The sequence below is a fragment of the Corallococcus sp. AB030 genome (assembly GCF_003668965.1).
GTDB classification, from domain to species: domain Bacteria; phylum Myxococcota; class Myxococcia; order Myxococcales; family Myxococcaceae; genus Corallococcus; species Corallococcus exiguus.
Window position 1 is genome coordinate 21,604 of the sequence record NZ_RAWQ01000114.1, and the last position, 11,703, is coordinate 33,306.

An 11,703-nucleotide genomic window follows, 5' to 3' on the forward strand; every position below is an offset into this window, starting at 1 on the left:
TCGGGCATCGGAGAGCGGCGCTCGCTGATTCCGGGCGTCGTCGTCACCGGGCGCTACCGCGTGGAGTCGCTGCTGGGCGAAGGCGGCATGGGCCGCATCTGGCTGGCGGACGACCTGCAGGAGCGCCGGCGCGTGGCGCTCAAGGAGATGCACGTCCCCGCGGAGCTGTCCGCGGCGAAGGTGGAGGAGCTGGTGCTGCTGTTCCGGCACGAGTTCTTCGCCATGAAGAAGCTCCAGCACCCGTCCACGCTCAAGGTCTTCGACTGGGGCATGACGGAGGCCGGCAACCGCTTCATCACCATGGAGGTGGTGGGCGGCAAGGACCTGAGCACGCTGGTGCGGGACGCGCCGCTGGACACGCGCACGCTGTATCGCGTGTTGATCCAGATGGCGCAGGTGCTGGCGTTCATCCACTCGCGCCTGTACGTGCACTGCGACATCAAGGCCAGCAACGTGCGCATCACCGAGTCCGGCGCGGTGAAGCTGATGGACTTCGGCGTGATGCACCAGCTGGGCACGCCCAGCCCCGGCAAGCTGAAGGGCACGCTGGAGTACCTGGCGCCGGAGTGGCAGCGCGGCGCGAGCATCGACGGGCGCGCGGACCTGTACTCGCTGGGCGTGATGGCCTGGTACCTGGCCACCCGCAAGCTGCCCTTCAAGCGCAACAGCCCCGCGGTGCTGCTGGCGGATCACCTGACGCGTCCGCCGCCGCGCCCCTCCACGCTCTGCCCGGTGGATCCGCAGCTGGAGGAGATCATCCTCCTCCTGATGGCGAAGGACCCGCGCGAGCGCTTCCAGGACGCGGGCGAGCTGCTGGAGGCGCTCTGCCACGCCAGCGGCGAGCCCGTCCCCGAGGAGCCGCTGTCCGCGCGCGCCAGCTACCTGCACGTGCCGGAGGTGGTGGGGCGCGAGGCGGAGCTGGAAGGGCTGATGAACGGCCTGGCGGAGGCGGACTGGGGCCAGTCGCGCGCGATGCTGGTGGGCGGCCCCGCGGGCGTGGGCAAGACGCGGCTGCTCCAGGAGTTCGAGCTCCAGGCGAAGCTGGCGGAGCTGCCCTTCGGCCGGGGCCAGTGCCGCGCGGAAGGGCTGTCCCCGCTGGCGCCGGTGGCGCAGGCCCTGCGCTGCCTGGTGCCGCAAACGCCCTCGGACTTGATGGAGCGGGTGAAGGCTCCGCTCGCGCGCCTCTTGTCGCCGGAGGTGCTGGAGGGCGACCAGGACGAACAGCTGCCGCGCGACGGCTCCGCGGAGAAGGCCGCCTTCTTCGAGGCGCTGACGGAGTGGACCCACACGCTCGGCGGGCGGCAGTCCTTCGTGCTCTGCTTCGAGGACCTGCAGTGGGCGGACAGCGCGTCGCTGGAGGCGCTCAACGTCCTGATCCGCGCGCTGCACGGCACGCGCGGCGTGGTGGTGGGCACGTTCCGCTCGCAGGAGCTGTCGCGCCTGAGCCTCGCGTTCCAGACGGTGGACGAGAAGCTCACGTCCCGCATGGACCTGGAGCCCCTGTCCGCCGAGCACGTGGCGAAGTTGGTGGGGCTGGTGCTGCCGGGGCTGGACGTGCCGGAGGGCTTCGTGCAGCGGCTGCACGAGACCACCGGCGGCAACGCCTTCTTCGCCACGGAATGCCTGCGGATGCTGGTGGAGGCGGGCGCGCTCAAGCGCGTGGGCGGGCGCTGGGAAGCGGAAGAAGGGCTGGGCACGCGGAGGCTTCCCGCGAGCATCCAGGAGGCGGTGCTGGTGCGCCTGGCCAACGCGCCGCCGGAGCAGGTGTCGCTGTTGCGCAAGCTGGCGCCCGCGGGCCGGATGCTGGACCTGCCGCTGTTGCGCGCGCTGTCCGGCCTGCCGGAGGCGGAGCTGTTCGCCGTGCTGGACGGCATCGTGGAGCGGCAGTTCCTCCAGGACGTGGAGGGCCGGTACGTCTTCACGCACGACACCGTGCACCAGGCCGTCTACGACAGCACGCCGGAGGCGGAGCGCCGGACGTACCACGGCCAGGTGGCGCGGGTGCTCCAGGCGCTGCCCTCGGGGCGCTCGGGCGTGGTGCGCGCGGTGGGCTGGCACTTCGCTCGCTCGGACGCGCCCGCGGAGGCCATCCAGCCGCTGCTGGAGGCGGGCCAGGCCGCCATCGAGGCGGAGGCGCTGCTGGAGGCCACGCTGCTGCTGAAGGAAGCGGCGGGGCTCCTGGAGTCCGCGCCGGATTACCCGGGCCGCTCGGAGCAGTTGCTGCGCACGTGGGTGTCGCTGGTGGAGGTGGGCTACTCCAGCGACCCGCCGACGTCGGTGGCGTACGCGGAGCGGCTCTTCGCGCACTGGGCGACCACGGTGGACGTGGAGGCCGGACGGCGCGAGGCGCTCTCCCGGCTGGAGTCCGCGCGCGTGGCCACGCCCGCGGAGCGCGAGGAGCTGCTCATCCCGCTCTTCCGCGAGGTGTCGGCGGACGGGCGGATGACGCCGGTGGACGTCTTCTGGAAGCGCTCCGAGCTTCAAATCCTCCAGGGCATGGCGCTGGCCATCCTGGGGCGCACGGAGGAGTTGGAGGCGCTCATCGCGGGCGTGGCCGCCGAGCACCCGGAGGACTCGCCGTACCGGGCGGGGCTGTCCGTGGCGCGCTCGACGCTGTGCGCGTACACCGGCCACTGGGCGGGCGGGGTGGCCGAGCAGCGCAAGCAGGTGCAGCGGCTGCACGCTTTCCGCGACGCGGTGGGGCGTCCGCCCCGGCGGCTGGCGTGGGCGCTGGGCATGGGCGGCTACCTGCTCAACGTGAACCTGGCCCTGCGCGGCGAGCCGCTGGACGAAGCGCTGCTGAAGGACGGGCTGCACCTGGCGGAAGCGCAGGGCTTCACCGACGTGCGCGCCTACCACCTCTTCGCGCAGGTGGCGCGCGCGGCCTTCACCGGCGACGGCGCCGCGTTCGCGTCCGCGCTCGCGCAGAAGACGGAGCTCGTCCGGCGGCTGGGCAGTCCGCGGTTGATGGAGCGCAACCTGGCCCTCTTCACGCCGCCGTACTACCTGGAGCGAGGCGAGCACGAGCTCGTCGCCGCGGTGGTGTCGCGCGGCGAGGCGCTCTCACTCGTGCTGCCCGAGGACCGCTGGCTGCGCGCGCACGTGCAGGTGTACCAGGCGTGCCGCGACGTGCTCTTCGAGGACGCGGCCGCCGCGCGCGAGTCGCTGCCCCGCGCCCTGGAAGCCGCTCAGAAGGGCGGCCTGCGCATGGAGACGCTGGTGCGCGTGTACCAGTCGCGCTTCGAGAGGGAGCAGGGCCGGCTGCCCGCCGCGCTCGCCGCCGCCGAGGCCGCGTTGGAGCGCGCGCTGGACCCGCGCTTCGCCAACCCCTGGGATGAAATCCTGGCCCGCCGCGCCCTGGCGCCGCTGGTGTCCCAGGAGGAGGGGGATGCGCACCTGCGCCACGCGCGCCTGCTGGCGGAGTCCACCGGCAACGTGCTCCAGATGGGCCTTGTGTACATGCAGCACGCGGAGCGGCACGGCACGCCGGAAGAGGCGATGCGGGAGCTGGAGATCGCCGAGCGGGCCTTCACCACCGCCCGGGCCACGCACCTGCAACAGCTTGCCCAGTCGCTGCGCGGCCCGCTGTCGCGCCAGCACGAGGACGTGAAGCAGAGCGCCTGACGGCCGGGTCGTGCTTAGGATGGGCGCATGGCCTCCTCCCCCCTGCGCTTCTGCCTGGACTACCTGTCCCCGTACGCCTACCTCGCCTGGCTGCGCATGCCCGCCATCGCGGAGCGTCACGGCCGGGTGCTGGAGCCCGTGCCGGTGCTGCTCGCGGGGCTGCTCAACGCCGTGGGCTCCGTGGGGCCGGCGGAGATTCCCGCCAAGCGCGTCTACGTCTTCAAGCAGACGTTCCGCATCGCGCATGAGCAGGGCGCGCCCTTCACCCTGCCGCCCTCGCACCCGTTCAACCCGCTGTTGTCCCTGCGCGTGACGGCGGCGGTGGACGACGTGGCGGAGCGCACGCGGCTCACCACCGCGCTCTACTCGGCCGCGTGGGGGCAGGGCCGGGGCATCGAGACGCCGGAGCAGGTGGGCGCGGTGCTGACGGACGCGGGCTTCGACGCGCGGGCGCTGCTCGAGCGGGCCCAGATGCCGGAGGTGAAGGACCGCCTGCGCAAGAACACGGAGGCGGCGCTCGCCCAGGGTGCCTTCGGCGTGCCGTCCGTGCTGGTGGACGACGAGATGTTCTGGGGCGTGGACTCGCTGGGCCACCTGGAGCGCTTCCTGGAGGGCCGCGACCCGCTCACCCCCGCGGAGCTGGCGAAGTGGCAGCACCTGCCCGCCACCGCGGACCGGCGCCAGGGCGGAAAGCCGCGCCCGTGAACGTGCTCGGGCAGCTGGGAGTGGCCGTCGCCGGCCTGGTGCTGGCCGGCGTGCTCCTGTTCCTCAACTTCTGGCGCGCGCTGCTCTACCTCTTCCCCCACTCCGTCCGGGTGGAGCCGGAGGCCCCGGCGGACCAGATGGACCTGCCGGATTCCTTGAGCCCCCTGGCGGGCCAGCTCCAGGCGCTGGGCTTCACGCCGGTGGGCAGCCACGAGGAGAAGCCGCTCCTCCAGAAGGCCACCCGCTCCTACGACTGGGCGCACCCGGGCGAGCGCGTCTTCGCCACCCTCCACGAGGGGGGAGACCTGCTGCCCCGGCTCTACCTGCTCACCCCCCTGGCCTCCGGGGGCTTCGTGGTGACGGCCAGCTACCGCCGCCCCGCGTTGGACGTGCCCGGCTACCGCTCCGGGTCGCTGGAGGACGCCGCACCGGAGCGCCTGTTGCGCGCGCATGTGCGACGGCTGGAGGGCCTGGAAGCGGCGGGTCCGGAGGGCTTCACCTGGGAGGGGCGGGTCCAGGCGGCCAGGGCCTGGTACCAGGGCCTGGGGCGCAAGGAAATCCGCCGCCAGAACCTCCAGGGCCTGTTGTGGACGGCCATCGCGCTTGCCATCGTCGCCAGCGCCTTCCTGGGACGGCGCGCGGGCTGACGGCCCCCTGGACGCTTTTTCCGCGTCACGTCGTGCGTGCACCGCGCGCCCCGGAAGAGTAGGGAGACGAGCACCATGAAGAGCGTGTCCAAGAACGAGGAAATCTACTTCCTGTCCGGCAAGCGCACCCCGTTCGGTACCTACGGCGGCAGCCTCAAGGACCTGAGCGCCACCGACCTGGCCGTGGAGTCCGCGAAGGCGGCCCTGGCCCAGGCGGGCGTCTCCCCGGAGCTCATCGAGCATGTCGTCTACGGCAACGTCGTCCAGACGAGCTCGGACGCCATCTACCTGCCGCGACACGTGGGCCTGCGCACGGGCGTGCCGGTGCCGGTGCCCGCGCTGGGCGTCAACCGGCTGTGCGGCTCCGGCTTCCAGGCCTTCGTCACGGCCGCGGAGATGATGCTGACGGGCGGCGCGGAGGCCGTCCTCGCGGGCGGCACGGAGTCCATGAGCCAGGCGCCCCACGTCATCCGCGGCGCGCGCTGGGGCATCCCCCTGGGCAAGGGCGGCCTGGAGGACATGCTCTGGACGGCCCTCACGGACAGCTACACCGGCCAGGCCATGGCGCTCACCGCCGAGCAGCTGGCGGTGGACTACGGCCTCACGCAGGACGACGTGGACCAGTACGCGGTGCTCACCCAGAAGCGCTTCGCCGCGGCGCAGGAGGCGGGCCGGCTGGCGGATGAAATCGCGCCGGTGACGCTCAAGGGCAAGAAGGGCGACACGGTGGTTTCCAAGGACGAGCACAACCGCCCGGAGACCACGGTGGAGGGGCTGCGCAAGCTGCCCAAGGTGTTCAAGAAGGACGGCGTGGTGCACGCGGGCGCGGCCAGCGGCATCTGCGACGGCGCGGGCTCCATGGTGATGGCCACGCGCGGGTTCGTGGAGAAGCACGGCCTCAAGCCCGTGGCGCGGCTCGTCAACTGGGGCGTGTCCGGCTGCGACCCGAAAATCATGGGCATTGGCCCCGCGCCGGCCATCCGCAACCTGCTCAAGCGCGCGGACGCGAAGCTGTCGGACGTGGACCTCTTCGAGGTCAACGAGGCCTTCGCGCCCCAGTACCTGGCGGTGGAGAAGGAGCTGGGCCTGCCACGCGACGCCACCAACGTCAACGGCGGCGCCATCGCCGTGGGCCACCCGCTGGGCGCCTCCGGGGCCCGCATCACCATGACGCTGGCGTACGAGCTGAAGCGCCGGGGCGCCCGCTATGGTATCGGGTCCGCCTGCATCGGTGGCGGCCAGGGCATCGCGGTGCTGGTCGAGGCGCTCTAGGAGCGCACGTGGCGACGGGGTACGGGGCAGACGACATCCGGACGGGACGTGGTGAGATGAGCAACGAGGTGGACGCGAAGACGGCCCGCGAGCGGGCCAAGGCCATCGCCGAGCAGCGCCGTGCCGAGCGCCGCAACCGCAAGCGCCGTTGCGTGGTGTGCGGTGTGGAGGAGAGCGACAAGACGCCCCTGACGGCCCACCCGGAGGGCATCGGTCCCGCCTGCAAGGATGAAGTCACCTGTCAGGCCCGGCGCGCCGCCGCCGGTCGCTGAAAGCCGGGGCCATGCGCCCACGCCCCCCGCCGCACTGTCGGCGGGTGGACGGAGGGCGGGCCCCCCTCCCCGATGGACTCCCCGAGAGGGGAGGCGGCTCCCAGGCCGGATTGTCGGGCCCGTTTCTTGATGGCGCCCCCGACTCGGGGTAAACATTTGTAATCTCTGGTGACACGAGGGTGGAATGGCCGTTATCAGCTTCACGGGAGTCAAGGTGTTCTCCACCACGCTCGCGCGCGATCGCGAGAACATGGGTGAGAACATCACCAAGTGGCTGAAGGAGAACTCCGCCGTGGAGATCGTGGACAAGATCGTCACGCAGTCCTCGGACAAGGAGTTTCACTGTCTGACCATCACGCTCTTCTACCGCCACAAGGTCTAGCGGCCCGGCAGGTACAGCGAAGGCGTGGGATGCGAGGGCGCTTCTCCCTGGTGACACCAGGGTGGGGCGCCCTTCATCGTTTCTGGATTTGGGGTTGCGGACCGGGCGGGGTTCCACCACCTTTGGGCCTCTATGCGACCCATGCGGGGCTTCAATCGAGGCGGCGGCGGTTTCGGCGACATGTTCCCGAGCCTGGATTCGATGGCCGCCAAGCTTGCCATCGCGTTCGTGGGCATCTCCGCCCTGTTCCTGGCGACCTCACGCGGGCAGGGCGGGCTGCTGCTGCTCAACCCGGCGGACGTGATTCTGCGCTTCCGCGTCTGGGAGCTGGTCACCTACGCCTTCGTGGCCACGGGCCCGCTGGGCATCCTCTTCGGCGGCCTCATCATCTGGTCCATCGGTGGCTTCCTGGAGTCCACCTGGGGCGGCAAGCGGCTCTTGCTGGTCGCGGTGGGCATCCCGTTCGTCGCGGGCCTCATCACCACGGCGCTGGCCCTGGTGATGCCCATGAGCATCTACGCGGGCGGCTCCGTGATGACGGCGGTGATGTGGGTGGCGTACGGGCTCGTCATCGGCAAGGGGCAGGCGAACTTCTGGGGCATCCCGCTGACGGGCAACTGGTTCGCGGCCATTGGCGCGGGCTTCACGGTGCTGAACATGCTGACCGCGGGCTCCTGGCGCGCGGTGGCGCCGGAGATCTTCGGCCTGGTGCTGGTGTTCGTGTACGTGCGCGGCGCGAGCCCCAAGCGGCTGATGCTCCAGTTGCAGCACTGGCGCCTGCAGCGGCAGCTGCGCGACCGCTCCAAGCACCTGCGCGTGGTGGACCGCGACCGCCCGTCGGACCGCGACCAGTTCCTCAACTGAAGGCCGCGCGCCTTCAGTGCGCGGCCTCCGGGTGGCCGTACTGCTTGAGCTTCCGGTAGAGCGTGGCCACGCCGATGTCCAACTGCTCCGCGGTGCGTGAGCGGTTGCCGCCGTTCTGCGCCAGCACCGCGAGGATGTATTCCTTCTCCATGTCCTCCAGCCGGCGCGGGTTGCCGGTGGGGACCAGGCTGGGCGGCGCGGCGCGCACCTCTTCCGGCAAGTCGTCGCGCTCCATTCGCGGGCCTTCGCTCAGCGCCACCGCGCGCTCGACGGCGTTGCCCAGCTCGCGCACGTTGCCCGGCCAGGTGTAGCGCAGCAGTTGATCCGCCGCGTCCGGGGCCAGGCCATTCACGCGGCGGCCCAGCCTCTCGCCGGTCTCCGCCAGCAGCAGCCGCGCCAGGGGGAGGATGTCCTCACGGCGTTCGCGCAGGGGCGGGATGCGCAGCTCGATGACGCGCAGCCGGTAGAAGAGGTCCTGGCGGAAGCGGCCCAGGCGGACCTCCTCGGCCAGCTCGCGGTTGGTGGCGGCCACCACGCGCACGTCCACCTTGCGGCTGGTGTTCTCCCCCACGCGGCGCACCTCGCGCTCCTGGAGGGCGCGCAGGAGCTTGGCCTGCATGGCGGGAGGCACCTCGCCCACTTCATCCAGGAAGAGGGTGCCGCCGTGCGCCGCTTCGAAGAGGCCGGGCCGGTCGTGCGTGGCGCCGGTGAAGGCGCCCTTCGCGTGGCCGAACAGCTCGCTCTCCAGGAGGCTCTCCGTCACCGCGGCGCAGTTCACGGCGATGAAGGCCTTGTGCGCGCGGCCGGACTCGTCGTGGATGAGCCGGGCGATTCTCTCCTTGCCCACGCCGCTCTCGCCGGTGACGAGCACCGTGGTGTCCACCTTGGCGGACCTGCGCGCCAGGTTGAGCACGCGCTGCATGGCCTCCGAGCGCGCCACCATGCCCGTCGGGTCCTCCGTCACGCCGGACACGCGCGCCAGCGACTGACGCTTCGCGCGCAGCTTGCGCTCCGCCTGCCGCAGCGCCTCCGTCACCTGCCCGAGCACGCCCTCCATGCACTGCGTTTCATAGAAGCGCAGGAACTCCGTGCACTCGGCGCTCCACTCCGCCTCCGGGCGGCCCACGATGTGGCAGAACGCGTCGCCCTTGCCCACGCACTTGAGTTCCGCGCAGTAGATGGGCTTGTTGTTGCAGTAGCTCAGGTAGCCGGACGCGAAGCCGGTGAGGCTCCAGCACACGGGCTCCTCGGCCTGGCCCAGGTGGAGCAGGTGCTGCTCGGCCTCATAGGAGTCGCTCCACTGCGCTTCCGCGAAGGGCTCCGGTCCGTCCTTGTCCGTGCGCTCGATGCGCTCCACGCGCACCTGGCCCATCAGCGTGTGCAGCCGGCCACCCGAGCGGCGCCACTCCGCTTCATCCGTCCACGGCACCGCGGTCTTCATCGCCTCCGCGGTGCGCCAGCCGTGCGCGTAGCCCAGCCGCGTGAAGATGCCGCGCGCGGCCGTCATCCCCAGCATCCCGATGAGCTCCTTGCGCAGGAGGCCCAGCGCCACCGGATCCATCAACAGCGCCCGCTGCCCGGCGAAGCGGATGACTCCGCCCTTCGGCTCGAGCGCCAGGAGCTCCTTCAAGTCCAAACCTTCCAGACCCGCCACGACGTCTCTCCCAGGTGTTTCAGTCTGAGGTGCATCTCTATCAATCTGAGAGTCGTTTCACAGCGCTGGAATGGGATGTCGAGCAATTATCAGTGGTTGTCGTGTCGGCTGCGTTGGTCCTGGGGTTGCTGTACAAGCCGCCACGATGCCTACCGGGGTGGACAGACGCGAGGTGCTGCAGGGCGTGGCGGCCGCCGGGGTGGCGGGAGTGATGGGGCCTGGGCCCTCGGTCGTCCGGCAGGTGGCGCCGGCGCTGTTCGTCTCGCACGGCTCGCCGATGACGGCGCTGGACGCGGACGAATATCCCCAGGCGCTCAAGCGCTTTGGGGATGGCGTGGGCGCGGTGAAGGCGCTGGTGGTGGTGTCCGCGCACTGGGAGACGGACGCGCGCGTGCACGTCACGGCGATGGCCGCTCCGCCGCTCGTCTACGACTTCCATGGCTTCCCGGAGGAGATGTACCGGCTGCGCTACGCACCGCCCGGCGCCCCTTCGCTGGCCGAGGACGTGGTGGCGCGATTGTCCTCCGCGGGTGTGCCCGCGGTGGCGGATGGCGAGCGCGGTCTGGATCACGGCGTCTGGGTGCCTCTGCGGCATGCGTTCCCGGAGGCGCGCGTGCCCGTGTTGCAGGTGGCGCTGCCGGCGGACGCGACGCCCGCGCAGGTGGCGCGCATGGGCGAGGCGCTGCGTCCTTTGCGCTCGGAGGGCGTGCTGCTCATGGGCAGCGGCGGAGTGGTGCACAACCTGCGCCGGGTGAATTTCAGATCCAAGCTGGCGTCCGTTGAACCATGGGCCGCCGAGTTCGACGCGTGGGTCGCCGGAAAACTTGCCGCACGTGACTTCCTTGGGCTTCAGTCATGGATGGATGCACCGAATGCGCGGGTTGCGCATCCATCTGCCGAGCATTGGTTGCCCATTTATTTCGTCCTCGGAGCTGCCCTCCCCGAGGACCGCATCACCCCGGTGTTCGAGGGCTTCCATCACGGAACCTTGTCCATGCGCAGCTTCGCGCTGCGCGCCTGAACCTCGCAGTCCGCAACCTCAAGGAGTCCACACCATGAAGATGTCGCTCAAGTCCGTCATCACGCTGGTCGCCGTCGCCGCCCCCTCGTTTGCCTTCGCGTCCGCGTGGGAGATCGACTCGTCGCACTCCAGCGCGCAGTTCGCCGTGAAGCACATGATGGTGTCCAACGTGCGTGGCACGTTCAGCAACGTGAAGGGCAACGTCAACCTGGATGACAAGGACATCACCAAGTCCACCATCGAGGCGACCCTCGACGCGACCACCATCAACACCAACGAGCCCAAGCGCGACGAGCACCTGAAGAGCCCTGACTTCTTCGACACGGCGAAGTTCCCCACCATCACCTTCAAGTCCACGAAGGTGGCGAAGGCCGGCAAGGACAAGCTGAACGTCACGGGCGACCTGACGATGCACGGCGTGACCAAGCCCGTGACGCTGGCCGTGGAAGGCCCGACGGCGGAGACGAAGGACGCCTGGGGCAACGTGCGCCGCGGCGCCGTGGCGACCACGAAGATCAAGCGCAGCGACTTCGGCCTGACCTGGAACAAGGCGCTGGAGGCTGGCGGCGTGGCGGTGGGTGACGAGGTGACCATCACCCTGGACCTGGAGACCACGAAGAAGCCGGACGCGGCGGCGGCCCCGACGGCCACGGACAAGAAGTAGTCTTCGTCCCGGTCTTGAAATGAAGAGAGGGGCCTCGGGTGACCGGGGCCCCTCTTTTTTGTGCGTGGTGGGGGCGGGCGGTGCCGCCCCCGGGGGGGACGCTCAGCCCTCGGCGACGGCCTGCACGCTGGCGCGGTAGATGAAGATGCGCGCGGTGTTGGTGCGGGTGTCGGCGGGGACGACGAAGAAGCCCGGGGTGGGGCCCTTGAAGTCCTGGGAGAAGCCGGCCACCTGGCGGCCGTCGTTGAAGGTGACGCGGATCTTCGAGCCCTCCGCCTGCGGCTGACGCGCGCCCGCGGCGAGCATGAAGAAGATGGCCTTCACGCGCTTGCCGGGGATGCGCTCCGGGGCGAAGCCGCTCTGCTGCTCCAGGGAGATGGTGTCCTCCAGGAGGTCCGCGTCGCGGATGGTGCCGCGCTTCACCTGTCCTTCGACGGTGTGGATGATGACGCGGTGTTCGCCTTCCACGAAGGAGTTGGCGGCGGACGCGAAGCCGGCCACCGGCGCTTCGAAGAGCGAGTCGTCCGCGGGGCGCAGGTGGTTGATGGCCACGGCCATGGCCGGCGCCGAGGGGGCCACGGGCGCCGGGCTCCGGAGC

10 protein-coding genes and 1 pseudogene are annotated in these 11,703 nt (G+C 70.8%); 9 read left to right on the top strand and 2 right to left on the bottom strand.

Features of this window, described 5'->3' with window-relative positions; all coding sequences use genetic code 11:
- Nucleotides 1–24 precede the first annotated feature (24 nt).
- The 7 genes from D7Y15_RS25090 to D7Y15_RS25120 all read left to right on the top strand — a co-directional run bounded on the left by D7Y15_RS25090 (nucleotide 25) and on the right by D7Y15_RS25120 (nucleotide 7,766).
- Nucleotides 25–3,624 (top strand): serine/threonine-protein kinase, encoded by a 3,600-nt coding sequence (locus D7Y15_RS25090; RefSeq protein WP_121754162.1) that lies wholly within the window; start codon nucleotides 25–27, stop codon nucleotides 3,622–3,624.
- A gap of 27 nt (nucleotides 3,625–3,651) precedes the next feature.
- Nucleotides 3,652–4,329 carry a 2-hydroxychromene-2-carboxylate isomerase gene (locus D7Y15_RS25095; RefSeq protein WP_121754157.1) on the top strand — a complete coding sequence of 226 codons (678 nt, stop codon included), beginning with the start codon at nucleotides 3,652–3,654 and terminating at the stop codon, nucleotides 4,327–4,329.
- Nucleotides 4,326–4,976, top strand: coding sequence for a hypothetical protein (locus tag D7Y15_RS25100; protein ID WP_120596014.1), 651 nt, complete (start codon nucleotides 4,326–4,328; stop codon nucleotides 4,974–4,976). Before D7Y15_RS25095 ends, D7Y15_RS25100 begins: the two co-directional genes overlap by 4 nt.
- A 75-nt stretch (nucleotides 4,977–5,051) precedes the next feature.
- Entirely contained in the window at nucleotides 5,052–6,248 is a 1,197-nt protein-coding gene (locus tag D7Y15_RS25105; protein WP_121754158.1) for an acetyl-CoA C-acetyltransferase, read from the top strand.
- A 56-nt stretch (nucleotides 6,249–6,304) separates the two neighbouring features.
- Nucleotides 6,305–6,520 carry a hypothetical protein gene (locus tag D7Y15_RS25110; RefSeq protein WP_014399195.1) on the top strand — a complete coding sequence of 72 codons (216 nt, stop codon included), beginning with the start codon at nucleotides 6,305–6,307 and terminating at the stop codon, nucleotides 6,518–6,520.
- A 184-nt stretch (nucleotides 6,521–6,704) separates the two neighbouring features.
- Entirely contained in the window at nucleotides 6,705–6,902 is a 198-nt protein-coding gene (locus D7Y15_RS25115) for a hypothetical protein (protein WP_120581322.1), read from the top strand.
- 132 nt (nucleotides 6,903–7,034) lie between these two features.
- Nucleotides 7,035–7,766 (top strand): rhomboid family intramembrane serine protease, encoded by a 732-nt coding sequence (locus tag D7Y15_RS25120; RefSeq protein WP_121754159.1) that lies wholly within the window; start codon nucleotides 7,035–7,037, stop codon nucleotides 7,764–7,766.
- Nucleotides 7,767–7,779: 13 nt separating this feature from the next.
- On the opposite strand, the gene D7Y15_RS25125 is transcribed toward D7Y15_RS25120, so the two are convergent.
- Nucleotides 7,780–9,420 (bottom strand): sigma-54-dependent Fis family transcriptional regulator, encoded by a 1,641-nt coding sequence (locus D7Y15_RS25125; RefSeq protein WP_120581324.1) that lies wholly within the window; start codon nucleotides 9,418–9,420, stop codon nucleotides 7,780–7,782.
- Between the two features lie 145 nt (nucleotides 9,421–9,565).
- Here D7Y15_RS25125 and D7Y15_RS25130 point away from each other — a divergent pair, with 145 nt between their 5' ends.
- Entirely contained in the window at nucleotides 9,566–10,441 is an 876-nt protein-coding gene (locus D7Y15_RS25130) for a dioxygenase (protein WP_121754160.1), read from the top strand.
- Between the two features lie 34 nt (nucleotides 10,442–10,475).
- Nucleotides 10,476–11,105, top strand: coding sequence for a YceI family protein (locus D7Y15_RS25135; protein WP_120581326.1), 630 nt, complete (start codon nucleotides 10,476–10,478; stop codon nucleotides 11,103–11,105).
- A 102-nt stretch (nucleotides 11,106–11,207) separates the two neighbouring features.
- Here the strand turns inward: D7Y15_RS25135 and D7Y15_RS25140 are convergent.
- A pseudogene (locus D7Y15_RS25140) lies at nucleotides 11,208–11,703 on the bottom strand (hypothetical protein); the annotation flags it as partial.

Bases quoted from the DNA above. Each gene is read 5' to 3' on its own strand.
- D7Y15_RS25095 (WP_121754157.1), top strand. From the start codon at position 3,652: ATGGCCTCCTCCCCCCTGCGCTTCTGCCTGGACTACCTGTCCCCGTAC.
- D7Y15_RS25105 (WP_121754158.1), top strand. From the start codon at position 5,052: ATGAAGAGCGTGTCCAAGAACGAGGAAATCTACTTCCTGTCCGGCAAG.
- D7Y15_RS25110 (WP_014399195.1), top strand. From the start codon at position 6,305: ATGAGCAACGAGGTGGACGCGAAGACGGCCCGCGAGCGGGCCAAGGCC.
- D7Y15_RS25115 (WP_120581322.1), top strand. From the start codon at position 6,705: ATGGCCGTTATCAGCTTCACGGGAGTCAAGGTGTTCTCCACCACGCTC.
- D7Y15_RS25120 (WP_121754159.1), top strand. From the start codon at position 7,035: ATGCGACCCATGCGGGGCTTCAATCGAGGCGGCGGCGGTTTCGGCGAC.
- D7Y15_RS25130 (WP_121754160.1), top strand. From the start codon at position 9,566: ATGCCTACCGGGGTGGACAGACGCGAGGTGCTGCAGGGCGTGGCGGCC.
- D7Y15_RS25135 (WP_120581326.1), top strand. From the start codon at position 10,476: ATGAAGATGTCGCTCAAGTCCGTCATCACGCTGGTCGCCGTCGCCGCC.